This window comes from Bacillus salipaludis (assembly GCF_030938565.1).
GTDB lineage: Bacteria > Bacillota > Bacilli > Bacillales > Cytobacillaceae > Neobacillus > Neobacillus salipaludis_A.
In genome coordinates, this window is the sequence record NZ_JAVGVR010000001.1 from 3694507 (window position 1) to 3719694 (window position 25188).

Sequence of the window (25188 nt, forward strand, 5' to 3'; positions counted from 1 at the left end):
GCCTTCCATTCTTTATCATTGAAAAAGTTTTGGAAGCTCTCCTTCGTAGTTACCTGATAGTATGCCCTTTTCTGTAATAATAGCTGTAACGAATTCGTGCGGGGTCACATCAAATGCCGGGTTGAATACTTTTACACCCTCAGGAGCAGTTCTTTTCCCAAATCCCTCAGTAATTTCTGATGCATCCCTTTCTTCGATTGGAATATCAGCACCTGTTTTCGTTTCTAAGTCGATGGTTGAAATCGGAGCAGCAACATAAAAAGGTATATTATGTGCCTTTGCCAGCAAGGCAACTCCATACGTACCAATTTTATTCGCGACATCACCATTTGCAGCTACACGGTCACAGCCGACGATTACCGCCTGTACCCAGCCTTTTTGCATGACCATTGCCGCCATATTATCAGTTATTAAGGTTACATCAATTCCTGCTTGCATCAGTTCCCATGCTGTTAAACGTGCGCCTTGCAGAAGTGGGCGAGTTTCATCGGCGAATACTTTTATATCCCAGCCTTGTTCTTTTGCTAAATAAAGCGGCGCTAGTGCTGTACCGTACCGTGCTGTGGCAATTCCTCCTGCATTACAGTGGGTAAGGATGCCCATCCCGTCATGTAAAAGGGTTAGTGCATTCTCACCAATGGTCCGGCAAACTTCTTCATCTTCGTTTCGAATGAAGTGTGCTTCTTGTTCAAGTGCTTCCTTTATTTGTGCTACAGGATGTGCTTTTTCCTTTTGAACCCTCTCATTCATCCTTTTAAGCGCCCAGAATAAATTCACTGCCGTTGGTCTTGAGGTCGCCAGGTAATCTGATTGCTTTTTAAAAACAGTATAAAAAACATCAAATGAATGATCTGGGGCATTCTTTATTCCGAGCAATAAACCATACGCAGCGGCAATCCCAATGGCAGGTGCTCCGCGAACCTTTAATTGCTTTATGGCATCCCAGGCATCCTCGATTTTTGTAATCTCTAGAAATTCCGTTACATTAGGAATTTTTGTTTGGTCAAGTATTTTCAATACACCATTTTCGAAGAAAACTGATTGTATAAATGTTTCTGTCATGTTTAACCCATCTCCTCTTTAATCTAAACAAATACTCGAATTTCATGAATGATTGCTTCCATTGTAATTTTATCAATATCTTCGATAGATGCAAGACTTTTCATTATCGTGGAAATTAACCGAAAATTATAATCCCTTTATAGACAATATCGTGTCTGAGAGGATCAATCATCTATGGTATAGGACTTTATAGACAAATCACTACCAAAACCAGAAAAACTATCTATAATTGATTGGTTAAGCGCTTTTTTTGTGCAATGAGCTCTTTGAACTCCCGGTCTAATACAAAATAGTTCGGGTGTTTTTGATCAAGCAGCGATAATTCCCCAAGAACGGTGGCGAGCCGATTTTCAATCACCATTAATTCCTCTTTAATGCTGACATTTGGATTTGATTTTTCCTTATTTAAATATTCTTCTGGCTTCATTTCCATCCGCTTGATTTTATGATTTTCAAACACCAAAAGCTTATCACAAATCTTATTAAGAAAATAATAGTCATGAGATACTGTAATAATTGTTCCTGTAAACTCATTCAAAGTATTTTCTAATTGCTCCCTGCTTGGCAAGTCAAGATGATTGGTTGGCTCATCGAGGATAAGGACATCATATTCCTTCATTAACATATCAACTAATTTCACTCTTGTTCTTTCTCCTAAACTGAGTGTACCGATTGGCTTGGTAATGAGCTCCTCTTTTAACCCAAGGTTGGCTAATAGGGTTCTCGCACGAAAGATATCCTCCCGTTCCGTAAAACCTAATGCATCAATGGCTGTTGTTTCTTCTTGCAGATCATGAACATCTTGACTAAGATAAGCAATTTTAATGGATTGACTTTTCCAAAGTGTCCCTTTCGTGGGCGGTTCTTGGCCTAATACCATGCGAAGTAACGTGGTTTTACCGCAGCCATTTTCTCCCAACAAACCGATCCTTTCCCCATAGTTTATATAAAATTTAGCGTCCTGGAATAGGTTACGGTTGTCATAGGTTTTCGTTAAGTCCTTCGCCTCAATAATTCGCTTCCCTCTTTTTCCATCGGCTTCAAACTGAAAGCTGACCACTGCTTCCTCTGAAGGTTTATCAATTTTATTTTTATTTAGTTCATTTTGGAGTCGTTTCATTTTCGATTTGACCTGACTATCGCGCTTTTTTGCTTTAACACGGTGATATTCTTTAGTCCCAAAATCTCTACCCTGTTTTGTTGAATTCTGGTGCGCTTTATCAGACCAGGACTTTAATTGTTCCATCTGCCCTTCAATTTCTTCCTGCTTTTTCTTCTGGACAGTATATTTGTGAAGCTGGTCCTCAGTCCGTTTTTGTTTTTCTTTGCGAAACTCACTATAATTCGCGTTATAAAAATGAAGTTTTTTATTTTCAATTTCAAAAATTCGATTGATGGTTTCATCTAAAAAGTAGCGGTCGTGCGAGATGATCAAAATCGGTCCTGGGAACTTTTTTAATTCCGAAATTAACCACTTAATTCCTTTAAAATCTAAATGATTTGTTGGCTCATCGAGTATTAAAAAATCAGGTTTGCTGGACCAAATAAGGGAAAGAGCAAGCTTTAATTTCTCGCCTCCACTTAAATGCTGCAACCGATGTTCCTCCCAATCATAAACCTTTTCAAGGCCAAGCTGACTAGTGTGTTCTAATAAATCCTTTTTATCTACAATAGCCTCGACAAAATTTGTAAATTCATAATCAATCGATTGTGTTAAATAACCAATCTTACATTCCTTTATATATTCAACCGTTCCACTATCAGGTTTTAACCGGCCCATAATGAGATTCGCCAAGGTGGTCTTTCCAGTGCCATTGTAGCCAACTAAACCAATTCTTTCTCCCATCTTTATATCAAAATGAACATTGTCTAATATTTTTCTTAATTCAAAGCTTTTTTCTAATCCAGTTACCTTTAAAACGGTCAAAGATTCTTTAACCATAAAAAAACTCCCTTCCTTGAACCTGAAGAGAGTTTTGTCGCAATCATTAGAATTTCCCTAAAATGCACATTAAATAACCTTTAAGGCATAAAAAGGTAAAATCAAATTATGGACGTAAAAAGGACAGACTAATCCTATTCTTCAGGTTCATCATTTTCGTTTATTCGAAATATGAGCTGAATCATAAGATTAATACTTCATTTCCTCTTTATCATTCCTTTTCGTTTAGTACATCTATAATATGGTATTCTCTTTGAAATTGTCAATCAATTTCTTCTGTAAAAAAACACCATGCTAATAAAAGCATGGTGTTTTTGAAATATAATTACGCTTCTTGTAATTTTTCACGTAATACCATTTGTAGGATACCGCCGTGACGATAGTAGTCGATTTCAACTTCAGAGTCGAAACGTACAACTACTTCGAATTCTTTCTTGTTACCAGCTTCGTCAGTCGCAGTAACTTTTAGAAGATCACGTGGTTTTACGTTTTCGTCTACTTGCACTTCGAATGTTTCTTTACCAGTTAGACCAAGAGTTTCAGCGTTGTCGCCCTCTTTAAATTGAAGTGGAAGTACGCCCATTAACACAAGGTTAGAACGGTGAATACGTTCAAAGCTTTCAGCAAGAACTGTTTTGATGCCTAAAAGATTCGTACCTTTGGCAGCCCAGTCACGTGAAGAGCCCATTCCGTAATCTTTACCAGCAATAACCATTAAGCCAGTGCCGTTTTCTTTGTATTTCATGCAAGCATCGTAGATTGATGTAACTTCGCCAGTTGGCCAGTAAGTTGTGAAGCCGCCTTCTGTGCCAGGAGCAATTTGGTTACGAATACGGATGTTCGCAAATGTTCCGCGCATCATCACTTCATGGTTACCGCGGCGAGAACCGTAAGAGTTAAAGTCACGTGGCTGAACGCCTTTTTCTAATAGATATTTACCAGCTGGAGTATTTTTACCAATAGCTCCTGCAGGTGAAATATGGTCAGTTGTTACAGAATCGCCGAACTTACCAACAATACGAAGACCTGTTAAAGGTTCTACTTTGCCAGGCTCTGGTGATAATCCCTCAAAGAATGGAGGATTTGCAATATAAGTAGAATCTTCATCCCAAGTATATAATGGCTCATTGCTTGTTTTGATTTCGTTCCAACGTTCGTTGTCACCAAAGACATTTTCATATTCTTTACGGAATAGTTCTGGAGTAACAGTACGTTTAACAACATCATTTACTTCAGCAGTAGATGGCCAAACATCCTTGAAGAATACATCGTTGCCATTTTTATCTTTTCCGATTGGCTCGTTAGCAAAGTCAATGTTCACTGTACCAGCAAGTGCATATGCAACAACTAACGGTGGTGAAGCAAGGTAGTTTGCTTTTACAAGCGGATGAATCCGGCCTTCAAAGTTACGGTTACCTGAAAGTACAGAGGTAACTAATAGGTCGTTTTCAGCGATTGTTTTTTCGATTTCTTCTTTTAATGGACCGGAGTTACCGATACATGTTGTACAGCCGTAACCAACAAGGTTGAAGCCGATTTGCTCTAGGTATGGAAGTAAGCCGGAATCACGAAGGTAACCAGTTACAACTTTAGATCCTGGTGCTAAAGAAGTTTTTACAAACTTAGGAACTTCCATTCCAAGTTCAACAGCTTTCTTCGCAACAAGTCCTGCACCAACTAAAACGTATGGGTTAGATGTATTTGTACAGCTTGTAATCGATGCAATTGCAACTGCACCTGTTTTAATATCTGCTTCGTCGCCATTATTAAACTTAATGGTTGCAGACTTCTCAAGTTCGTCAGCTTGTAAGCCAAAGCCTTGGTTTCCTTGAGGAGCAGATACCGCTTTAACGAACTCTTCTTTCATTTTTGAAAGAGGAATTAAATCTTGTGGACGCTTAGGACCAGAAAGATTAGCTTCAATCTCAGAAAGGTCGATTTCGATTACACTTGTATAAACAGGCTCAACAGATGGATCAAAGAATAATCCGTTTGCTTTGCAATATTGTTCTACAACATTAATTTGTTCTGCATCACGGCCAGTTAAGCGTAAGTATTCAATGGATTCCCCATCGATTGGGAAGAAACCACATGTTGCACCATATTCAGGAGCCATGTTTGCGATGGTAGCGCGGTCAGCAAGTGGTAATGTAGATACCCCAGGTCCAAAATATTCTACGAATTTACCAACTACACCATGCTTACGAAGTACTTGTGTTACTTTCAGTGCAAGGTCAGTTGCAGTTGCTCCGTTTGGAAGCTCACCTACTAATTTAACCCCAACAACTTCAGGAACAGGGAAATATGAAGGCTGTCCAAGCATTCCAGCTTCAGCCTCGATACCGCCAACACCCCATCCAAGTACGCCAAGACCATTGATCATAGTTGTATGAGAGTCAGTACCTACTAATGTATCTGGGTAAGTTTCTAATTCACCGTCTACATTAGCTACATGAACAACATCTGCTAAGAACTCTAAGTTTACTTGGTGAACGATACCAGTTGCTGGCGGCACGGCACGGTAGTTGTTGAAGGATTTTTGCGCCCAGCTTAAGAATTGGTAGCGCTCAGCATTACGTTCGAATTCATAATCCATGTTAATTCTTAATGAATCAGCTGAACCATATGCATCTACTTGTACAGAGTGGTCAATAACAAGATCAACTGTTTTTTCTGGATTAATTTTGTCTGGGTCTCCGCCAAGGTCAGCCATTGCTTTTCTTAAGGAAGCAAGGTCAACGACAGCGGGAACGCCTGTGAAGTCTTGAAGAATAACACGAGCTGGTTTAAAAGGAACATCTACTTCTTTTAACTCGTTTGTTCCCCATTTTGCTAAGTTTTCAACATGCTCTTTTGTAATAACTCGGCCATCATATTGGCGAAGTACTGATTCAAGTAGTACTTTTACGGAATAAGGTAATTTCGAAACATTTCCAATACCAGCTTCTTCTAACGCATTTAAACGATAATAGTGATAACGTTTGCCGTTTGCTTCAAAAGAAGATTTTGCGTTATAAACATCATTTTTTACCATGAGTTTAACCCCCTCATTCTTAACTAAATACAAAAATAAACGAAAAGTGTGAATATTCCCTTTTACCCCAACTTTTCTCACAATTCTTATCTTAATACAACCTTTAACATAAGTAAATATCAAGAAAGTTATTGTAGTCGATAAGTTTTTCTTATACTCTTTCATAAAAAGAGTTCGAAATATTTTGAAAATGTTATAGGGCTAAGATGATTCTCATTTGTCGGGAATTCTTTGTATTCGTTATTATTATGTCAAAAAAACTTTTTGATGTCATGTTTTTAGATCCAAAGGAAATATTAACAGATAAGGAGGTGGTTGGTATGGGAAAACGCAAAGCGAATCATGTCATTCCTGGTGCAAATGCAGCCAGTGCTCAAGGACAAGGGGCAGGCTTTAATGAAGAAATGGCAAAAGAGCCGTTGACAGTAAAAGAAAGAATGAACAATAAAAAGCGAAAGAAGAATCAGTAAAAGCAGGAGGTCTCCCCCCTGCTTTTATTTTTCCTATTTTTATTGGTTTACTTCTGAAACCATTGATTGAAGATCTTGCTGGAAGCGTTCCAGCTGGGCTCTTTGGTGTTCAGAGGCAACTTCTAATGCGTTTTCAATTTGCTGATACGCTTCATTCACTTCATCTTTCAAATGCTTCAGCTGATGACCGTAGCTTGCACTATCGGTAACAATATCATAATAAAGACCTTGAGCATTTTCATATCCCTGCTGGGCAGCCTGGAAAGCCTGTTGTTTGTCCTTATGGTAAGGATTTTTTTGCATATCTATGTTTCACCCCTTCATTTTATTTACCGTTAAATTGCACAGAACCAAAAAAAATATTCAGGCATGAAAAAATGGTCTTCACAGCATCCTAATGAGTAGGAGGGATGAAAAAATGGTAAACAAAAACGATGGCAAAGATATGCGTAAAAATGCTCCAAAACAATCTGGCCAGCCTGAGCCGATGAGTGGTTCTCATAAAGTGAAGAATCGCAATCATACACGGGCCAAACATAATTCGCACCATGATATGTAGAAAAGCGGAAGCGCCTTGGTCAGCCTAAGGCAAGTGCTGGAGGACCAGGCGGAGAAGTCGTTCTTTGACTTCATCGCCTGGTCCGAAGCAACCTCGAGGGGCTAGGCGCTGAAGCTGGACAGTTCTCAAAGTCGAACATTTATTAGAAATTTTAAAAGACCCCCTTTTTCTTAAGAGGGGTCTCCTGCCGTTAAAGCGTTTAAAATGATACCTTCTTCTTCCGGTGTGACAGTTCGTAAATCAATTAAAAACTCATCATTGTGAATCCGTCCGATAATCGCAGGTTCTGATTGGGTTCGAAATTTTCTACCAAGTTGTTCAGCTGTTAATGTTTTATGTTTTAAAGCAATAACCATTGTCGGTAGCTCGACATCAGGCATTGTGCCCCCGCCTACTTGACTGCTTCCAGGAAAAATTTTTGCATGAAATTGACTTGTCCTTGCTAAAAGCTGCGAAACAAATTCCTGGGACCTTTCGTCTAATTCAGTGACAGGAACAAGTAAATCACGGATTGTCGGGATATGCTGCAGCCCTTTTTCTCCCCGGACATAATCCAGTAAAGTGCCCTCTAAAGCCGCGAATGTCATCTTATCCACCCGAACTACTCTAGCCAGCTGATGTTTTTTTAATTGTTCTATTAGTTCTTTTTTGCCGGCAATTATTCCCGCTTGCGGCCCGCCAAGCAGTTTATCTCCACTAAAGGTTAAAAGATCCGCGCCCATTGCAATCAATTCTTTTACAAGAGGTTCCTCTCCAATCCCGTGTTTTCGGAAATCAAAAAGAGCACCACTGCCTAAGTCTTCGTAGAAAATAATCTGTTCGTGATTTCTAGTTAACTGAATTAGTTCCTCTGTTGCAACTGATTTAGTAAAACCAATTACCTTAAAATTACTCGTATGAACTTTCATAACAATTGAAGTGTCAGGAGTAATTGCCTTTTCATAGTCGAACAAATGGGTTTTATTCGTCGTTCCTACTTCTACAAGCCTAGCACCGCTTTCCTCCATAATCGAAGAAATGCGAAAGGAACCGCCAATTTCAACGAGCTGACCGCGTGATACAATAACCTCTTTGTTTTTTGCCAACGCAGATAACACCAGATAAACGGCAGCTGCATTATTATTAACTACCATTACTGCTTCAGCACCTGTGATTTCTTTTAACAGGGCTTCAACATGCGTGTGACGGGAACCGCGTTTTCCTTCTTCTATTAAATACTCAAGATTTGAGTAATTCCGTGCGGTTTCCACTACATGCTCGATTGCATGTTCACTGAGCCTTGCTCGACCAAGATTTGTATGTAAAATCGTTCCTGTAGCATTAATGACTTTTTTTAATGTATAGGTGAATTGTTTTTCAATTTTTCCTTTAAGACAAAAAAATACCTCATCAATAAACGTGCCTGAACCAGGCAATGCACCCTGCCAGGTTTCTTGTAACAATTCATTTCTTATTTGCTCCAATACCTCTTTTAACTGCTTCGTTAATTGATTAAAATCAAAACCCCGCTCTTCAAGGAGGGTTAAAAATTGCGGGTGGTTCTGCAATTCATGAACAGCTGGGATGGAACGTAGCCATTGTTTCACGATGTTAACTCCTTTATTTCCCTACTTTTTACCTATTATAGCATTTTTCACATTTCACGACAGTTTGAATAAAATAAACCAAGCAAGGGGGAATCGCTTTGAATAGAAAGAAAGATGATCAATGTTACGATTTGGAACAAATGGAAAAATGGTTAGAAAATTACTTTCTAGACCCATTAACCTCCTATTGTGACATGACCCAGTTCCGGATTGACCTTTATGAAACAGAAAAAGACTGGATTGTGGAGGCCGTTTTGGATGATTTTAAATCAGCCGAACTTTCCGTAAAAGTGGAGGATATGAAGCTAATTATAACAGCTCGAAAACAAACTCTCTCTACAAACATCAAAAAGATAAGAACCATTGACTTCCCCTTTCCGATTAAAAATCAGAAAGTCTGTGCTTTTTTTCAAAATGGAATTTTAGAAATATTTATCTCCAAAATTGATAAAGGTGCAGGAAACAATCGATTTATTACACTTCCGTAACCGTTTTTCTTTTTTTGTTGCAGTTTACATAATACTATTACTAGCAATAAAAAAGCTCTCAAATTCATCCTTTATGGATTTGAGAGCTTTTTTTACATGCTTTCGATTATTTTGATGATTTCGTCTGTATCAGGAAAGACACCTGTTTCATCCTTGGAATATATTTTTATTCCATCAACGGTAATTTCAAAAACCCCTCCTGAGGCAGGTATTAATTCCATCTTTTTAATATTACGATTAAAGTGGGTAAATAGCTCTTCTGCGAAACTCGCAGCTTTTGGAGCAAAGTTTCATTGCATGCAAAATTCAACAATTACTTGATAATTTTTCATACGGACCTCCTATTTTGCTACATCAAGATAGTAAAAACATTCTACCTTATCCCTAATATTACAGCAATTATTTTGCACCATTCGTGCGCAAATAACCTGAAAGAGTTATACTAGGTAGATGGAGGTGGACAGTATGAGTGAACAAGAGAAAATTCGCCTAACCTCATTGTCAACAAAAGCTGGCTGAGGCTGCAAAATTGGTCCTGAAGACCTGGCGCAAGTCTTGCGTCTATTGCCAAAACAAGATCCTGTTCCGGAATTACTTGTTGGACATGAAACATCCGACGATGCCGGAGTATTTCAATTAACAGACTCGATCGCACTCATTCAAACACTAGATTATTTTACCCCAATCGTGGATGACCCTTATATGTTCGGTCAGATTGCGGCTGCGAACGCACTAAGTGATGTATATGCCATGGGCGGACAGCCGAAAACCGTTATGAATATTGTCGGCTATCCGATTAAGAAGCTCGGGCCCGATATGCTTTCCGAAATTCTCCGGGGGGCAGCGGATAAGGTAAAAGAATCAGGTGCCTTAACAGTGGGCGGCCACTCAATTGATGATCAAGAACCTAAATTCGGTCTCTCTGTGACTGGAATTGTACATCCGAAAAAGGTGTGGAAAAATGTCGGTGCAAAACCTGGTGATGTTCTTGTTTTAACAAAACCAGTCGGTGTGGGTATTCTTACAACTGGAATTAAAAGAAATGTTGTTACGGTGGAACAAGAACAAGCAGTAACCGAAACGATGGCGATGCTTAATAAAACGGCTGCAGAGGTTTTATCGAACTTCCATCCACACGCTGTTACAGATGTCACTGGGTTTGGTCTGCTCGGTCATGGCAGCGAAATGGCTCGAGGCAGTGGTGTAAGCTTTGAAATTTCGTTCTCCCAAGTTCCAATCCTTGAAGGAGCCATTGAGTTAGCTAAAGATGGTGTCGTACCAGGCGGGTCTAAATCCAATCATAAATGGCTTCAGAATGATGTTGTTTATGAAGAAATCCTTCCAGATGAACAACTTGTTCTTTGTGATGCTATTACCTCTGGTGGTTTACTGGTTTCATTGAATGAAAAGGATGCACGGACATATATTGAAAATCTTCATTCTAATGGACTTGCCCAAGCATCAATCATTGGACGTGTCACTGAGAAAAGAGAAAAATTAATTTATGTAAAAAAATAAAAAGCGAAGCTGATGCTTCGCTTTTTATTTATGCCATCTTTCTTATTTGCAGTTTTTGGGATAATTTTTCAATCATATCTTGTGTCATTTTGTCCAAATCATATTCAAATTTAAAGCCCCATTCTTGCTTTGCAGCGGTGGCATCAATTGAATTTGGCCAGCTATCAGCAATTTTTTGGCGTACAGGGTCTGGATTATAGGCCATTTTAAAGTTTGGAATATACCTCATGATACTTGCTGCGATATCCTCAGGTGCAAAACTCATTGCTGTAACATTAAAGGCATTTCGGTGAATCAGTTTTGAAGAATCTGCTTCCATTAAATCGATGATGGCATTCAATGCATCCGGCATATACATCATATCCATGTAGGTGCCTTTATCAATATAGGAGGTATATCTGCCATTTTTAATTGCTTCATAATAGATTTCAACTGCATAATCTGTTGTTCCGCCTCCAGGCAGTGCTACATACGAAATTAATCCCGGGAAACGTACGCCGCGTGTATCGACTCCGAACCTTTGGTGATAGTAATCAGCCAATAATTCCCCAGCAACTTTGTTTACCCCATACATGGTTGTTGGCCGCATAATCGTATCCTGGGGTGTTTGGTCTTTAGGAGTAGTTGGTCCGAATGCACCAATAGAACTTGGTGTGAAAAATTGCGCATTTACCTCTCTTGCTGTTTCAAGCGCATTCATAAGTCCACCCATATTTAAATTCCAAGCAAACAATGGCTTTGCTTCCGCTGTTGCGGATAAAAGGGCGGCTAAATGCATGATGGTATCAACATTATATTTTTTCGCAATTTCAACCATCCGTTTTCCGTCCGTTACATCTAAAATTTCGAAGGGGCCACTTTCGAAATTAACGTTGTCGCTCTTTTTGATATCCGTGGCAATTACATTGTCTACTCCGTAAATTTCTCTAAGCCTTGTGGTTAATTCTGACCCAATTTGCCCCAAAGCTCCTGTGATTAATATTTTTTTCATATATAATCCCCCGTCCTCTTCACGATGATGTAATTTGAAAAATTAAATGACACCCATTTCCTTACCGACTTTTTCATAAATGGAGATGGCTTTATCAAGCATTTCTTTGGTATGGGCAGCAGTTGGCATGTTACGAACACGGCCTGTTCCCTGCGGTACCGTTGGGAATACTATCGCTTTTGCATATACGCCTTCTTCGTTTAAACGTTTACTAAAAGCTTGGGTTAACGATTCGTCCCCGATTATACATGGAGTGATTGGTGTTTCACTGTTACCGATATTAAACCCTAATTCCTTCAAGCCTTTTTTTAGGTAATTTCCATTCTCCCAAAGTTTTTGATTTAACTCGGTGCTTTCCATTAAAATTTCAATCGATTTTTTACTGGCTGCAACATCTGCAGGGGTTAGGGAAGTTGAAAAAAGGAATGGACGGCTGCGAACCTTTAACCAGTCGATTAAATTTTTCTTTCCAGCCACATATCCTCCAACTACCCCAATTGCTTTTGAAAGTGTACCGATTTGGAAATCAATTTTATCTGATAATCCGAAATGCTTTACAGTCCCGGTTCCATCACCAAGTACTCCTGATCCATGGGCATCATCGACATACGTAATTAGATCAAATTCTTCAGCAATTTTTATGATTTCAGGTAATAGGGCAACATCACCGTCCATTGAAAATACGCCATCTGTAATGACCATTATTTTATTGTAAAGGCCTGATTCCTTTGCTTCTTTCGCTCTCGCCCGCAAATCTTCCATATCGGAGTGTTTAAAGCGGATAATTTTCGCTTTGGATAACCGACAGCCGTCGATAATGGAGGCGTGGTTCAATTCGTCTGAAAGAATCGCATCATTTTTATCCATAACCGCTGAAATCGCTGCCATATTACAGTTAAAACCCGACTGATAGGCAATCGCTGCTTCCGTATGTTTAAATTCTGCTAATTTTTCCTCTAGTTCTACATGAAGCTTGAGCGTACCATTAATGGTACGGACGGCACCGGCTCCGACACCGTATTGTTCGATCGCTTCTTTTGCAGCTTGTTTCAAACGCTCATCTGTTGCTAAACCTAAATAATTATTAGAAGAAAGATTTACAAGCTCCTTCCCATTAATCGTAATGACAGGACCATTTGGACTTTCTAAAGGATCAATAACATTGTATAGACCTTTTCCCTTTAAATCTTCAAGATTTTCATTTAAAAAATGTTCCAAAATATGACTGGACATTTTTCTACCTCCTTATCAACTCAGCGGTTATTTGTCGTTATCCTAAGTACAATTGTCTACTGGACACGGACATTGAAATTAAGCTCAATTGCCTGTATAAAAGCATTCTTGTTAATTACTGTATCATACTTTTTTCGAAATGTTCATACCTAGAGGACAAATTTTTAAAAATTTTTTTATTTACTCCTATAGGGTAACCATTTCAAAAACAGGATATTTGCTTGAAAAGTATTTGAATGGAATCCTTTGAATTTTCATTATATAAAAATAATTTTATTGGAAAGAAAAAACGATATAATAGACTTACTCAAATGAACGAAACAGAAAGGGTGTTTTTTGTGCCAGTTCTCTCTTCTCTCCTCTATACCATCCTTGTTGGTGGGGCATTTATCTATTTATTCATTTTTACGTATGATTTTTTTTATGGTGAAAAACGGGATAAGCAATTGAAAAAAATACATAAGCATTTCCGTAAAGAAACGGTAAATAAGATTGACCTTTTAGAACATCAGCCCAAAAAATTTACAATGTATCAGGTAAAAACAAATACAGAAACGAAAAAAGTCAAAGTAAAACCAGGGTACAAGATTGTAAATATGGTCAAAAAGAAAAAATAAAAGAACCTACCCACTCGGATAGGTTCTTTCCGTATTTATTTCACTTTTTGAAAGGATAATTTTTCAGCTGCTTTATTCACCTTTTGAAGAGCATCTTGGTATTCTACCTCTAATCGTTCAATAATTTCTCCAGCCGTTTCGATTTTGTCAATTGCTCCGACACCATGCCCTGCGGACCAGATATCGCGCCATGCTTTGACATTTGGTTCCTGCTGCATATTATTAAAATCAACTTTTTCTTTTTTCGCAAGTTGAGCCGGATTAAGTCCTGCTTTTACAATGCTTGGAATTAACATATTAGCCTTTACCCCAGAAAAAGCGTCTGTCAAAATGATATCCTCTTGCGTAGCTTCGACTAGCATCTCTCGGTATTCATCTCGGGCCATACTTTCTTTTGCTACAATGAATCTTGTACCCATATAGGCAAGGTCTGCTCCTGCTGCTTGTGCCGCTAAAATTCCCTTTCCAGTCGAAATCGCACCGGCAAGTACGATGATTCCATCCCAGAAGGAGCACACAATATCTACAAAAGCAAAGCCGTTAATTTGACCGGCATGCCCACCTGCCCCGCTTGCCACTAAAATGAGTCCGTCAACTCCTGCCTCCGCCGCTTTTTTCGCGAATTTCACATCACTTACATCTGAAAAAACAAGACCGCCATATTCATGAACGATATCAACGACCATCTTCGGACTGCCTAGTGAGGTGATAACCAACTGAGGCTGATGTTTTTTTATTAATTCAAGTTCCTCCAGCAGTCTCCCATATGAGCTATGTACAACCATGTTCATCGCCCATGGTGCGATTTTTCGGCCAGGATCCTTCGTTTTCGCAGCTTTTAATTCCGCGTTTAATTGCCCCATCCATTGGTCAAGTACTTCAATCGGTCGTGCATTTGGTGCTGGAAATGAACCAATGATCCCATTCAAACAGCAATTTTTGACTAAATCAGGGCCTGATACGAGGAACATCGGTGCAGAGATAATCGGTAAGCGCAATTGAGTCCACCAGTTTTCTGGTATGGATTTGTTCATTTTATCCCCTCTTTTCAATTTGGAATTTTCTGAATAGACTTCTCAGTTTATATAGTAGCTGAAAATGAATGAATATTCAATCACTTCTTAAGAATTAAAAAAAACGTTTTCAAACACGAACGATATTTTTAAAAAATAAAATATTATTCGTTTTTTATCAAAAAAAGATTGATTTTAGCTTTTTGTCATGGTTATAATGTGAATAAATTTATAACCGTTTCACTCATATAATCGCAGGAATATGGCCTGCAAGTTTCTACCGGATTGCCGTAAACAATCTGACTATGAGTGGGCAATGAAACGCGCTTTTCTATCTGAATCGCGCACCTCTTGTTTCCTCTTGGAATTCAAGCCCAAAGGTCATTGCCTCACTCAATTTTGATGTGAGCGGACCTTTGGGCTTTTATTATTAGGAGGTTTAACCGATGAAATTATTGGAAGAAAGAATTAAAGCGGATGGGAATGCCCTTAATGAAAATGTTTTAAAGGTTGATTCCTTTTTGAATCACCAAATTGACCCTCAATTAATGAACGAGATTGGCAAGGAATTCGCGTCTCTTTTTGCAAATGAGGGAATAACAAAAATTGTGACAATTGAAACTTCAGGAATTGCTCCTGCTGTAATGGCTGGATTGCATATGAATGTTCCTGTAATCTTTGCAAAAAAAAGCAAATCTTTAACATTGTTCGAAGCCATGCTGACAACAAGAGTGTATTCCTTTACAAAACAAGAATCTAACGATATCTCCATTTCAAAAAAATATATATCCGAGGATGACCGAATCCTTATAATCGATGACTTTATTGCAAACGGTGAGGCTGCACTTGGATTAGTCAATTTGGTTGAAATGACAAATGCCAAGGTGGCTGGTATTGGCATTGTCATCGAAAAGTCCTTCCAGCCTGGTGCACAAAAATTAAAGGATCTTGGTTTTAGGGTTGAATCATTGGCAAGAATCGCCAAACTATCAAACGGAGAAGTAACATTTGTAAATGAAAAAGTGGAGGAGTTAGTCTAATGAAACAAAATCCTTTTAAAGTTGCCTCTTTAGGAATTCAGCATGTATTGGCAATGTATGCCGGAGCTGTAATTGTTCCTCTGATTATCGGCAGCGCCCTTCATTTTTCAGGTAAACAATTAGCGTATCTCGTATCGCTTGATATTCTTACAAGCGGGATTGCGACGTTATTGCAGGTGTGGCAGAATCGCTTTTTCGGGATTGGTCTTCCAATCGTGCTTGGTTGTACATTTACCGCTGTTGGACCAATTATTGCGATTGGCAGTCAATACGGTCTATCTGCCATCTACGGTTCGATTTTGATTTCCGGTTTAATTGTTATTCTCATTGCCAGTTTTTTTGGAAAATTGATTCGTTTCTTCCCTCCTATTGTAACTGGGTCGGTAGTTACAATTATTGGCCTAACACTAATTCCGGTTGCGATGAATAATGTTGCCGGCGGACAAGGCAGTCCTGATTTTGGTTCTCAAACAAATCTTGCTCTTGCATTTGGGACTTTATTGTTTATTATCTTGCTTTACCGTTTCTCTAAAGGATTTATTCGTTCGATTTCGATTTTGTTGGGATTAATTGCCGGTACCATTGCCGCTGCACTAATGGGGAAAGTAAACTTCGCATCTGTTGGTGAGGCTTCATGGTTCCATATGGTAAGCCCATTACACTTTGCAGCTCCTTCTTTTGAATTGGCACCGATTATTACCATGACCTTAGTAGCCATTGTCAGCTTAATCGAGTCTTCAGGTGTATACTTTGCTTTAAGTGATATTACTGGGAGAAAATTATCGGAAAAAGATTTAGTGAAAGGGTATCGTGCGGAAGGTCTCGCAAGTATCCTTGGAGCTCTATTTAATTCTTTTCCCTATACGACTTATTCACAAAACGTGGGACTTGTTCAATTTTCAGGTGTAAAAAGCAAAAGTGTGATCTACACAATGGCCGGAATCCTTGTATTTCTAGGTTTTGTACCAAAAGTCGCTGCGTTAACAACCGTTATTCCAACATCCGTTCTTGGTGGTGCGATGATTGCCATGTTTGGTATGGTGATTGCTTCCGGGATTAAGATGCTTAGTAAAATTGATTTTACTTCTCAAGAAAACCTACTGATTATCGCTTGTTCAGTCGGGATGGGATTAGGCGTAACGGCGGTACCTGATTTATTTAAACATCTTCCTGATGGTGTTAAAATTCTTACAAACAGCGGAATTGTTGCGGGGAGCTTAACAGCTATTTTCTTAAATATTGTGTTCAATATAATAAAACCTGCTAAGCGAAAACAAGTAGTTACGCAAAATATCGAAGTAAAAGCTTCCTAATTTCTATCCGATATATGTCTACTATATATATGTCGATATAGCCTACATTTTCTTAACGAAAATTACAAAGGGAGAAAATCAAGGATTATTCCGTTATCCGGACTAGTAATCAAGATGTTAATTGAACTTATGACTGAAAATCAAAAAGGTAAAACGAAGAGGAAAATTAAGATAATGAGAAACCACCAGTCAAATGTGATTGGTGGTTTTTTAATAAAAATATAAGTTAATATAAAAAAAGGAGTGACATTTTCAGTCACTTTCTTTCAACTGTTATTATTTAGATTTTCTATATCAAAATTTTCCACACAATTATTGCGACAAGATTCGAATCAATTTGTCTCCATGATGTTTTGATTTCTGAAGATATTTTTCATTTTTTTTTAAATCGATACTTTTAGCCAATAGGGTGTTATAACTAATAAACCAGAATTTATGCCATTCTCTTTTCATTTTAGCAACCATCATAATCACTCCTATATTGTTCTTTGCTTCAGATTACCAAACAATTGTAAAAGTATCGTATTAGAATTGTTAAGATTCTGAAAAAATAATTAGATAAAATATTCAAGAAAAAAGAGGGACACTTTCACTCACTTTTTTAAATAAAGCTCTGTTAAACTTAGTTGTTGATTTCCACTCCAGGATGCTCGCTTTCCGCGGGGCGGGCGGTGAGTCTCCTCGGCGCTTAAGCGCCTGTGGGGTCTCACCTGTCCCGCTGCTCCCGCAGGACACTGAATTTCTTCCTTGAATCCACCCACGCACGAAGGAAATGCGTTAGCATTTTCGAGGAGTCTCGCACCTTCCGCTCCAATCAACGCTGTTCAAAAAATCAACATTGTTCTTTAACACAGCCTTAAATAAAACAAAGAAAATCATTTATTTTTTATTGAGTTAGTCGCTATTGCTACTGCTTCTTTCGTCACCGCTATCTTCTTCAAATTCGTTTTGAAGGTAGTTGTTATTTACACCCTGGTCTTCGATATCACGTGAATACAGTTGTTTAAATAAAGTTTATGCACAATTACATTATTTTTTTGAAAAACTCTCAGAATGACAATATATGTGTTTGAGAGGATGTTATTGTCCATATTAATGAGTAAATCACACAAAAAAACGATGGTACAACAAAATGCATCGTTTTTTTTATCTTTTATAAATCATGAGCCTTATACCGAATTGCATCAATCTTACTACAATCGACAACGATAATTGATCCTGATTCTGTCTCACATTCACTAAAGTGAGCACAGCAAGTCTTTTTATTGAATTTAATTAATACTACATGTTTGATTACCGTTCCACTTATTAACAAATCTACAATTGTATCTTTTTGTAATTTTCTGAGTTGTCTACATACACACCCTTTGCACTTATTTGAACTGCACTTTTTTGAACTGGATTTATTTAAACTGGATTTATTTGAGCTGGACTTATTTGAGCTGGACTTATTTGAACTGGACTTATTTGAACTGGACTTACTTGAAGAACTACTTGACATATTTCCAATCACTCCATAATTTTTTATAATTCATTTATTAATCTATTAATAAATGAATTAAAATGATGTATGTCTATTTTGAAAAATAATTTTGGATGATTAAAATATGCTGAGGAATTTTCGGGAGGGTGTAAAAATTCTTACGAACAGCGGAATTGTTGCTGGGAGCTTAACAGCTATTTCTTAAATATTGAGTTCAATATTATTCAACCGGCAAAGCTGCAACAAGCAGTAACGCAGAGTATCGAAGTAAAAGCTTCCTAAACTAAACAATAAGGACGATGCTAATTTTAAAGCATCGTCCTTATTAAATTTAGAATCTCAGTCACTGTTTGTTGGTTGGCAGAATTTTCTTCCCCTGGACCGGAGGTTGTCCTTGTAACGGAGATCGGGGAAATGATTACTGCTCCGCCAAAATTAACAATTCCACCTGAAATAGTACCAATATTTATGCCATCTTTATTGATGTCCAATTCAACCACACCTCCCCCCTGTCCATATAAAATAGTATATGTACAAGCAGTTGCCTTGGTTAAACTCTTTGCTATATTAGTAGAATATTGTTTACAAACATGGGTTTTAATAACACTTTAATGCAACGGCCATCTTTTTAATCCCCGCTTGTATGCTTGCCTCAGATAATCCCCCATACCCGATCATGATTGGCTGATTGGAAATAGGTGCGGTCTGATGCCAATACTGTTGTGTCAAGTAAATCCGCACTCCCAGTTTTTCTGCCTGCTGCACCAGTTTCCTCGTATCCAGATTGTAAAATTCAAGCAGTAAATGCAGGCCCGCCTTTTGGCCAATCACCTTGACATTTTTTCCTAAGTATTCATCGATAGCCGCTAACAGCACTTTTTGTTTCAATTGATATATTTTCCTCATTTTTCGAATATGTCGGCTAAAATAACCATCTTTCATAAATCGATAAAGTGCTTCCTGAATCAAGGGAGAAACGGATTGATTATAAAAAGAGAAATCTGATTGGAAGCGTTCAAGTAATTTTTCTGGCAGCACAAGATAACTGATTCTAGCAGCAGGAAGAAAAGCCTTTGAGAAGGTTCCGAGATAAATAACGTTCCCATTCTTATCCAATGATTTCAACGAGGGAATCGGCTGGCCCTGGTATCGAAATTCTCCATCATAATCATCCTCTATAACATAACTGGCATTTTTCTCAGCCCATTGTAGCAGTTTGATTCGCTTCTGAATGGGCAGCACCATTCCCAATGGAAACTGATGGGATGGGGTTACATATGCACAAAGGGCAGTACTATTCTCTAACTCTTCAATTTTGATACCATCATCTTCCAGCGAGATCGGAGTGATCATACAATTTTGACTTTCAAAAACATGGCGAACCCCATCATATCCAGGATTCTCCATGGCTACCCTGTTATTTCCTAAGGAAAGAAGCTGGCATATCAATTGAATGGCTGTTTGCGTCCCGGCAGTGAGAATGACCTGATCCGGGGAACATTTTACTCCTCGCGCTTGATAGAGATAATGGGCGATTTCACTTCGCAGTCCAAGGTGACCTTTTTTATTACCATAAGAAAAAACTTCTTGACTAGGATTTTCCAATGCATCGACTAAACATTTTTTCCATGTCTTATGCGGAAAATGTTCCAAATCAATATCGCCATATTGGAAATCAATCTGAATTTTTTCTTCTTGGGTCGCATTTACACTTTCCATCAGTGGCTGAGTTTCACGGTGTCTATCATTGAAATGAAAATCGTCCAATTGTAAAACAAATAACCCCTTTTTTTCCTTTCCTTCAACATACCCTTCCGCAACAAGCTGTTGATACGCCATTTCGACTGTATTTTTACTAATATTGGTTGTGTGCGAAAGCTGGCGAATAGATGGCAGTTTGGTTCCTGCGGGTAATTGTCCTGTTTCAATTTGTTCGCGAAAATATTGATAGAGCTGTAAATACATTGGATTGACGTCTTCTTTTTTGATAAAGGGAATGATATCCACATTTTCCTCCTCTTCTGTCCCTATAAATTTATGTAATACTGTCTCTTTTAACAAGGGCAATTCATTTTTAAAATGAGTATAACACTAAAATTTGGTGAGGAGAGTAAAATATGATTCCAATAAGACAAAGGGCTTTAGAATGCAAGGATCAAGAAAAAATCAATCTGTTTTTAGAGCAGGAGAAAACCGGTTTTTTAGGTTTGGCAGACGGTAACACCCCCTATGTAATCCCGCTTAATTTTGTTTGGCTGGATGGGGCGATTTATTTTCACGGAGCAGCTGAAGGCAGAAAGGTAACTATAATGGAGGAAAATGCCAAGGCCTGTTTTACGGTGAGTGCGAACCTTGGCACCCTAACCCACCCTGTACCTGCTAAGACAGATACTGCCTATATGAGCGTAATGGTTTTTGGAGAAGCAGAATTAGTTGTGGATCTCGATGAAGCGGTCAAGGCCATGCAGAAAATGCTCGATAAATATGTTCCGGGCTATTACGAACACGCTCTTTCAAGTTCACACGTAGAAAAATACCGTTCTTCGCTTGGCAGCAGAACCGCTGTATATAAGATAAAAGCTCTGGATCTAAGTGCAAAGGAAAATCCAATTCAGATTGAAAAATTATTTTATAATGGCAAAACCCAGCATCATGAATCGACAAAATAAGTAAAACAGACTTGGTAGTCTGTTTTTTTATCGAAAAAAGGATTTAAAGGTGATTCACCTATTCCAAATAGGACGACCTTCCATATGATATAGCATGTACTTTTTTTACAAGAAGGGGCGTTTTTTTATGGAAGATAGTTGTTACGAGGAAAACAGGTGTATTAAAAAGACACTGGAAAAAATCCTTGAAGCACAAAGAAAAGCAAAAAAGAAAAAAGGCGAGTCATGCCAAACATCCTGCTTAGCTCCACTTGGTGAGTTAGGCAATCATTATAGCAATAACACCATTCCATTTATCCTTTATTGTGATTGTGATCCCTTTAAGGTGGAAGGAGTGACTACTTGCCGGGATAAAAATTCTAAAAGCGAAACGTTTGTTTGTTTTATTACCTTCGTTTTTCGGATTATTGATATCAAAGATGATTGTGCCGTATTGGAGCTATTAAAATTTAAAAACCATCAAAAGTGTAATTCCAAAGGTAAGCCTATTTGTTCCCCCTGTTCCCAATTAAATTGTGAAAATACCGATGATTTAATGGCAACAGGCGTCTGTGTAAATGTGGATCTCTCAGGCTTTCATGCAATTCAATGCCTACCTGCTGTCTGCTTATAAGAAAGTGGATAAGTAAAAGCAGCGGAAAACTCCGCTGCTTTTTAGTTTGCTTTTTCCAGTGCCAATTTTAAACCGAATACAATCAATACGAGACCTGTAACTCCCTCCATCAATTTGTTGACGGAAGGTTTTTTAATGAAAGCACTTATTTGATTAATTAAAGAAATATATAATAAAAACCAGATGACGGTTAAAACGGTATAGGTGATTCCCATCAAAAGAAACGGAAGGAATGTTTGGCTGCTGCCATCTAAAAACTGTGGTAAAAAGGTTAAGAAAAATACAGCTACTTTAGGATTTAACAGGTTGGTTAGAAATCCCTGTTTAAAACAAGAGTGACCTTGATAAGTATTTTTTGGAATGATTTCATTTGTCTTTTTCTTTTTTAAAGACCATAGCGTTTTCACTCCAAGGTAAAACAAGTAGAGCGCACCTACAAATTTAAAAATAGAAAAGACCATGGCAGATTTGACGATTATTGCAGATAAACCTACTACTGCTGCTGTTGTATGAATCATCAGAGCACAGCATGTGCCATATACGGTCCTTAGCCCTCCAACTTTCCCGATAGTAAGGGTATTTTTTGTGGTGATGGCTGTATCAGGACCGGGCAAGATAATTAATACAATACACATTATAATAAATAGAAAAAAATTATGAATCATGATTCTCTCCTCTTTTTCCTCTTCTTTATCGACTTGTTTTTTACTTTAAAAACACTCCTATTTACCTTGCTATTTAATCGCTAGAACTTGCTAGCAATTTGCTAAAACAATGCAATTACTAGGATTTCCTTTAGCTGGGTTTTCGATTTGTGTCCTTTGGCTGGATGGCCTTTCTTACTAATTTGCTGCCATCAAAATGGCTCCTATAAGTTTTTACAATTTCTGAAGCTTCTTCATAAGGTCACTAAGGATAAAAGCCCCACCGTACTTATTATTTGGATCAATTACCTTTTCCCACTTTTTTGGAATTTTTTATCATCTCCCTTTTCATTTTTTTTAAGATCATCATAACAAATTTTCATAAAATTATGAATTGAATTTTGGGGATAATAGTACTTTTGGCTTATCATTCATGGAGAAAACATGGAACTGATTCTTCACCGTGTTCGAGATCTAGGATACCTTGATGGTGTGCATGGAATAAATTGCTTAAAAACGTGCATTCCTTTATCCTATTAATAGAAATTAATTGCTATTTTTTATAGAAATGAGTTGATTCTTTGCAAAACAAAAATGCTTTACCGATTTTATTTTTTGTCATGTTTCTCGTGATGATTGGTTTTGGGATTATCATCCCTGTCCTGCCTTTTTACGCGGAACAGATCGGAGCTTCGCCAACAGAGCTGGGCCTTTTAATGGCAGTTTATTCTTTTATGCAGTTAATTTTTGCTCCCATCTGGGGACGGGTTTCTGATCGGATTGGCCGTAAACCTGTAATGATGATTGGAATTGCGGGTCTTGGGATTTCTTTTTTAATTCAAGGGTTATCAACACAGTTATGGATGCTGTTTGCGGCAAGAATTATCGGTGGGATACTTTCATCGGCCAATATGCCAACCGCTATGGCCTATGTAGCTGATATCACAACGGAAGAAAATCGTGGGAAAGGAATGGGAATCATTGGAGCGGCAACAGGTTTGGGCTTTGTTTTTGGTCCGGCTGTTGGGGGGATTTTTTCAAAAATAAGCTTAGGATTACCATTTTTGCTGGCAAGTGCCTCCTCCTTCATTACCTTAATCCTTGTGTTTTTATTACTAAAAGAATCTTCAGAGAAGAAATCGGTCGAAAAAAGACCATCATTGCTAGAAGCTTTTAACGGACCCACATCGATTCTATTTGTCATGCAATTATTGATTTCTTTATCTCTCTCCGGTTTAGAAGCAACCTTTGCCTATTTTGCTGCCAAAAAAGCGGGTATAGATACAGTAGAACTTGGTTATGTATTTATGATTATGGGGTTTGCAAGTGCCATAATCCAAGGTGGATTGGTTGGCCGACTAACGAAGAAATATGGAGAAAGAATGGTTATTCAAGGAGGTATTATTGTTTCAGCAATTGGTTTTGGACTCATCCTCCTTGTGAATAGTTTTCTAACTGCTGCCGTTTATTTAACGATATTTGGAATTGGTAATGGTGTAATTCGTCCAAGTGTCTCTGCTTTGCTAACGAAAACTTCAACAGCAGGACATGGAAGTTCAACCGGTTTACTCTCTTCTTTTGATTCATTAGGAAGAATTATCGGGCCTCCAATGGGTGGATGGTTATTTTCAATCACAATTGGTTTGCCCTACATCTCAGGGGCAGTCCTATCAGTCCTTGCATTGATTCTTTTTCAGATTTATCGCCCAGTTGCTAAAATGGTGAAAGAGAATTGAGAACTCTATCTTCCGGCGCAATGATTATTGCGCCGGAATCCAATAGGATCAGTTTTACGCAGGAAAAAAGTTTACCGAGGGTCTACTTAGTGGAGAATGGCTAAAGTTTAAAGTGTGAAAATAAGAATAATTCACTTCGGAACTTGTCTAAAAGTTCTTCAAACGTGGAATGGATTAATCGTGGAAACAGTGTTTCTAGCGCATCTTTGTAATCCTGCCCTAATTCTTCTCGTAAATGAATGAAAGCATGGAATAATAAAGCTTTTTCAAAATCAATTCCTAATTTATATAAACCGATTGCCAACTCATCCTTAGGAATTTGTTTAATTTTACTGTAAACCCTTTCATTTTTTTTAATCAGGTTTTTATTTAGATAATGAGTGACATAATCTGTATAGATCATTTGACCAATTTCATTTGTTTCTTTATTTGAATAATTAAAGCCAATCACATGGTTTTCCTTACTTTCGCGAATGATAAAGGTTTTATTTCCTTTTAAATGGGTAATAAAATTTTTTACGTGCTTATCAAAAATTTTATCAAATTCAATGATCTGCTGAAGTTTTACCGCGAAATCCCGATGTTCTTCGCCAACAACGAATAAGCGGTCAACAATGGGTAATAGGCTTAATACTCCTTCTGATAGCTGACTGGATGCATCGTATATGATAATATCAAATTCCTTTTTCATCTGTTTAATTTTTCGTTTTTTTTCTGCCAGAGATAATTTTGAGAATTCATGGATCAACTCCGTTGAAATTTCTTCTTTTTCTAAAGTCCCGTAAGAAATAAATGCTGCCGAAAGACTGGTGTTTTTTTTAAGCCAATGATAAATCGATAAAGACAATTCTGTAACACCTGATTTTGCTTTTGGAGAATAAAAACCAACTAAATACAATTCCCTTCACCTGCCTTTATAACAAAAAATCCCCCTTTTATATTGCTGAATTTCCTTACAATACGAGGTATTAATATAGTTTACGGAGTTGTCCATCCAACTGAAACGGCGATTTCATCAGGTTTTTATTTACAAAAACTCCCTGTTAAACTTGGATGTTGATTTCCGCTCCAGGCACAAGCGGTTCGTGGGCGGTCTGGTGAGCCTCCTCGTCGCTTTGCTCCTGCGGGGTCTTTTTTCCCCTACTCCGTACTCCCACAGGACACTGAATTGCTCCCT

22 protein-coding genes, 1 pseudogene and 1 riboswitch are annotated in these 25188 nt (G+C 38.1%); of the genes and pseudogenes, 10 read left to right on the plus strand and 13 right to left on the minus strand.

Going from position 1 to position 25188, the window contains the following annotated elements:
- Positions 1 to 15: 15 nt before the first annotated feature.
- The 3 genes from mtnA to acnA all read right to left on the minus strand — a co-directional run bounded on the left by mtnA (position 16) and on the right by acnA (position 6038).
- Positions 16 to 1062, minus strand: coding sequence for an S-methyl-5-thioribose-1-phosphate isomerase (gene mtnA / locus RCG21_RS18365; protein ID WP_133336899.1), 1047 nt, complete (start codon positions 1060 to 1062; stop codon positions 16 to 18).
- A gap of 223 nt (positions 1063 to 1285) precedes the next feature.
- Positions 1286 to 3004, minus strand: a complete 1719-nt coding sequence (gene abc-f, locus RCG21_RS18370) for a ribosomal protection-like ABC-F family protein (protein WP_308913570.1) — start codon at positions 3002 to 3004, stop codon at positions 1286 to 1288.
- A gap of 325 nt (positions 3005 to 3329) precedes the next feature.
- Complete coding sequence (acnA, locus tag RCG21_RS18375) at positions 3330 to 6038, minus strand: aconitate hydratase AcnA (protein WP_133336895.1); 2709 nt, start codon at positions 6036 to 6038, stop codon at positions 3330 to 3332.
- 320 nt (positions 6039 to 6358) lie between these two features.
- Here acnA and sspO point away from each other — a divergent pair, with 320 nt between their 5' ends.
- Complete coding sequence (sspO, locus tag RCG21_RS18380; RefSeq protein ID WP_133336893.1) at positions 6359 to 6508, plus strand: small acid-soluble spore protein SspO; 150 nt, start codon at positions 6359 to 6361, stop codon at positions 6506 to 6508.
- Positions 6509 to 6547: 39 nt separating this feature from the next.
- On the opposite strand, the gene RCG21_RS18385 is transcribed toward sspO, so the two are convergent.
- Positions 6548 to 6811, minus strand: a complete 264-nt coding sequence (locus RCG21_RS18385) for a hypothetical protein (RefSeq protein ID WP_026576419.1) — start codon at positions 6809 to 6811, stop codon at positions 6548 to 6550.
- A 115-nt stretch (positions 6812 to 6926) separates the two neighbouring features.
- Here RCG21_RS18385 and RCG21_RS18390 point away from each other — a divergent pair, with 115 nt between their 5' ends.
- Positions 6927 to 7067 (plus strand): small acid-soluble spore protein P, encoded by a 141-nt coding sequence (locus RCG21_RS18390; protein WP_026576420.1) that lies wholly within the window; start codon positions 6927 to 6929, stop codon positions 7065 to 7067.
- 170 nt (positions 7068 to 7237) lie between these two features.
- Here RCG21_RS18390 and selA read toward each other — a convergent pair whose 3' ends face one another.
- Positions 7238 to 8653 (minus strand): L-seryl-tRNA(Sec) selenium transferase, encoded by a 1416-nt coding sequence (gene selA, locus RCG21_RS18395; RefSeq protein WP_133336891.1) that lies wholly within the window; start codon positions 8651 to 8653, stop codon positions 7238 to 7240.
- A 98-nt stretch (positions 8654 to 8751) separates the two neighbouring features.
- On the opposite strand from selA, the gene RCG21_RS18400 reads away from it, so the two are divergent.
- Entirely contained in the window at positions 8752 to 9141 is a 390-nt protein-coding gene (locus RCG21_RS18400; RefSeq protein WP_133336889.1) for an Hsp20/alpha crystallin family protein, read from the plus strand.
- Between the two features lie 92 nt (positions 9142 to 9233).
- Here the strand turns inward: RCG21_RS18400 and RCG21_RS33570 are convergent.
- Positions 9234 to 9419, minus strand: a pseudogene (locus RCG21_RS33570) (Rdx family protein); the annotation flags it as partial.
- 187 nt (positions 9420 to 9606) lie between these two features.
- On the opposite strand from RCG21_RS33570, the gene selD reads away from it, so the two are divergent.
- Entirely contained in the window at positions 9607 to 10659 is a 1053-nt protein-coding gene (gene selD, locus RCG21_RS18405; protein ID WP_372512710.1) for a selenide, water dikinase SelD, read from the plus strand.
- A 28-nt stretch (positions 10660 to 10687) separates the two neighbouring features.
- Here the strand turns inward: selD and RCG21_RS18410 are convergent, their stop codons facing one another.
- Entirely contained in the window at positions 10688 to 11650 is a 963-nt protein-coding gene (locus RCG21_RS18410) for an L-threonine 3-dehydrogenase (RefSeq protein ID WP_133336885.1), read from the minus strand.
- Between the two features lie 42 nt (positions 11651 to 11692).
- On the minus strand, positions 11693 to 12883 hold the full coding sequence (locus tag RCG21_RS18415; RefSeq protein WP_133336883.1) for a glycine C-acetyltransferase: 1191 nt from the start codon (positions 12881 to 12883) through the stop codon (positions 11693 to 11695).
- Positions 12884 to 13221: 338 nt separating this feature from the next.
- On the opposite strand from RCG21_RS18415, the gene RCG21_RS18420 reads away from it, so the two are divergent.
- On the plus strand, positions 13222 to 13500 hold the full coding sequence (locus tag RCG21_RS18420; RefSeq protein WP_133336881.1) for a hypothetical protein: 279 nt from the start codon (positions 13222 to 13224) through the stop codon (positions 13498 to 13500).
- Positions 13501 to 13535: 35 nt separating this feature from the next.
- Here the strand turns inward: RCG21_RS18420 and RCG21_RS18425 are convergent, their stop codons facing one another.
- The gene (locus tag RCG21_RS18425; RefSeq protein WP_133336879.1) at positions 13536 to 14534 is read right to left on the minus strand and encodes an NAD(P)H-dependent flavin oxidoreductase; all 999 of its coding nucleotides are present in this window, start codon (positions 14532 to 14534) and stop codon (positions 13536 to 13538) included.
- A 203-nt stretch (positions 14535 to 14737) separates the two neighbouring features.
- A riboswitch (purine riboswitch) is annotated at positions 14738 to 14839 on the plus strand.
- 120 nt (positions 14840 to 14959) lie between these two features.
- Here RCG21_RS18425 and RCG21_RS18430 point away from each other — a divergent pair.
- Complete coding sequence (locus RCG21_RS18430) at positions 14960 to 15553, plus strand: xanthine phosphoribosyltransferase (protein WP_308913572.1); 594 nt, start codon at positions 14960 to 14962, stop codon at positions 15551 to 15553.
- Complete coding sequence (locus RCG21_RS18435; protein ID WP_133336875.1) at positions 15553 to 16866, plus strand: nucleobase:cation symporter-2 family protein; 1314 nt, start codon at positions 15553 to 15555, stop codon at positions 16864 to 16866. Before RCG21_RS18430 ends, RCG21_RS18435 begins: the two co-directional genes overlap by 1 nt.
- A gap of 1791 nt (positions 16867 to 18657) precedes the next feature.
- Here the strand turns inward: RCG21_RS18435 and RCG21_RS18440 are convergent.
- Together RCG21_RS18440 and pdxR are read right to left on the minus strand one after the other, a co-directional pair.
- Complete coding sequence (locus tag RCG21_RS18440; protein WP_235824862.1) at positions 18658 to 18849, minus strand: hypothetical protein; 192 nt, start codon at positions 18847 to 18849, stop codon at positions 18658 to 18660.
- A gap of 97 nt (positions 18850 to 18946) precedes the next feature.
- The gene (gene pdxR / locus RCG21_RS18445; protein WP_235824861.1) at positions 18947 to 20356 is read right to left on the minus strand and encodes a MocR-like pyridoxine biosynthesis transcription factor PdxR; all 1410 of its coding nucleotides are present in this window, start codon (positions 20354 to 20356) and stop codon (positions 18947 to 18949) included.
- Positions 20357 to 20466: 110 nt separating this feature from the next.
- On the opposite strand from pdxR, the gene RCG21_RS18450 reads away from it, so the two are divergent.
- Both RCG21_RS18450 and RCG21_RS18455 read left to right on the plus strand, forming a co-directional pair.
- Positions 20467 to 21018 carry a pyridoxamine 5'-phosphate oxidase family protein gene (locus tag RCG21_RS18450; RefSeq protein WP_308913573.1) on the plus strand — a complete coding sequence of 184 codons (552 nt, stop codon included), beginning with the start codon at positions 20467 to 20469 and terminating at the stop codon, positions 21016 to 21018.
- A gap of 127 nt (positions 21019 to 21145) precedes the next feature.
- Positions 21146 to 21631, plus strand: a complete 486-nt coding sequence (locus tag RCG21_RS18455; protein ID WP_308913574.1) for a CotY/CotZ family spore coat protein — start codon at positions 21146 to 21148, stop codon at positions 21629 to 21631.
- Between the two features lie 41 nt (positions 21632 to 21672).
- On the opposite strand, the gene RCG21_RS18460 is transcribed toward RCG21_RS18455, so the two are convergent.
- On the minus strand, positions 21673 to 22296 hold the full coding sequence (locus RCG21_RS18460) for a LysE family translocator (RefSeq protein ID WP_208025388.1): 624 nt from the start codon (positions 22294 to 22296) through the stop codon (positions 21673 to 21675).
- A gap of 560 nt (positions 22297 to 22856) precedes the next feature.
- On the opposite strand from RCG21_RS18460, the gene RCG21_RS18465 reads away from it, so the two are divergent.
- Positions 22857 to 24011 carry an MFS transporter gene (locus tag RCG21_RS18465; RefSeq protein WP_308913575.1) on the plus strand — a complete coding sequence of 385 codons (1155 nt, stop codon included), beginning with the start codon at positions 22857 to 22859 and terminating at the stop codon, positions 24009 to 24011.
- 100 nt (positions 24012 to 24111) lie between these two features.
- On the opposite strand, the gene RCG21_RS18470 is transcribed toward RCG21_RS18465, so the two are convergent.
- Positions 24112 to 24909 (minus strand): hypothetical protein, encoded by a 798-nt coding sequence (locus RCG21_RS18470; protein ID WP_133336869.1) that lies wholly within the window; start codon positions 24907 to 24909, stop codon positions 24112 to 24114.
- Positions 24910 to 25188 lie beyond the last annotated feature (279 nt).

Coding starts and splice junctions, on each gene's coding strand:
- mtnA (WP_133336899.1), bottom strand. CDS start 1,062: ATGACAGAAACATTTATACAATCAGTTTTCTTCGAAAATGGTGTATTG.
- abc-f (WP_308913570.1), bottom strand. CDS start 3,004: ATGGTTAAAGAATCTTTGACCGTTTTAAAGGTAACTGGATTAGAAAAA.
- acnA (WP_133336895.1), bottom strand. CDS start 6,038: ATGGTAAAAAATGATGTTTATAACGCAAAATCTTCTTTTGAAGCAAAC.
- sspO (WP_133336893.1), top strand. CDS start 6,359: ATGGGAAAACGCAAAGCGAATCATGTCATTCCTGGTGCAAATGCAGCC.
- RCG21_RS18385 (WP_026576419.1), bottom strand. CDS start 6,811: ATGCAAAAAAATCCTTACCATAAGGACAAACAACAGGCTTTCCAGGCT.
- RCG21_RS18390 (WP_026576420.1), top strand. CDS start 6,927: ATGGTAAACAAAAACGATGGCAAAGATATGCGTAAAAATGCTCCAAAA.
- RCG21_RS18410 (WP_133336885.1), bottom strand. CDS start 11,650: ATGAAAAAAATATTAATCACAGGAGCTTTGGGGCAAATTGGGTCAGAA.
- RCG21_RS18415 (WP_133336883.1), bottom strand. CDS start 12,883: ATGTCCAGTCATATTTTGGAACATTTTTTAAATGAAAATCTTGAAGAT.
- RCG21_RS18425 (WP_133336879.1), bottom strand. CDS start 14,534: ATGAACAAATCCATACCAGAAAACTGGTGGACTCAATTGCGCTTACCG.
- RCG21_RS18430 (WP_308913572.1), top strand. CDS start 14,960: ATGAAATTATTGGAAGAAAGAATTAAAGCGGATGGGAATGCCCTTAAT.
- RCG21_RS18435 (WP_133336875.1), top strand. CDS start 15,553: ATGAAACAAAATCCTTTTAAAGTTGCCTCTTTAGGAATTCAGCATGTA.
- RCG21_RS18450 (WP_308913573.1), top strand. CDS start 20,467: ATGATTCCAATAAGACAAAGGGCTTTAGAATGCAAGGATCAAGAAAAA.
- RCG21_RS18455 (WP_308913574.1), top strand. CDS start 21,146: ATGGAAGATAGTTGTTACGAGGAAAACAGGTGTATTAAAAAGACACTG.
- RCG21_RS18460 (WP_208025388.1), bottom strand. CDS start 22,296: ATGATTCATAATTTTTTTCTATTTATTATAATGTGTATTGTATTAATT.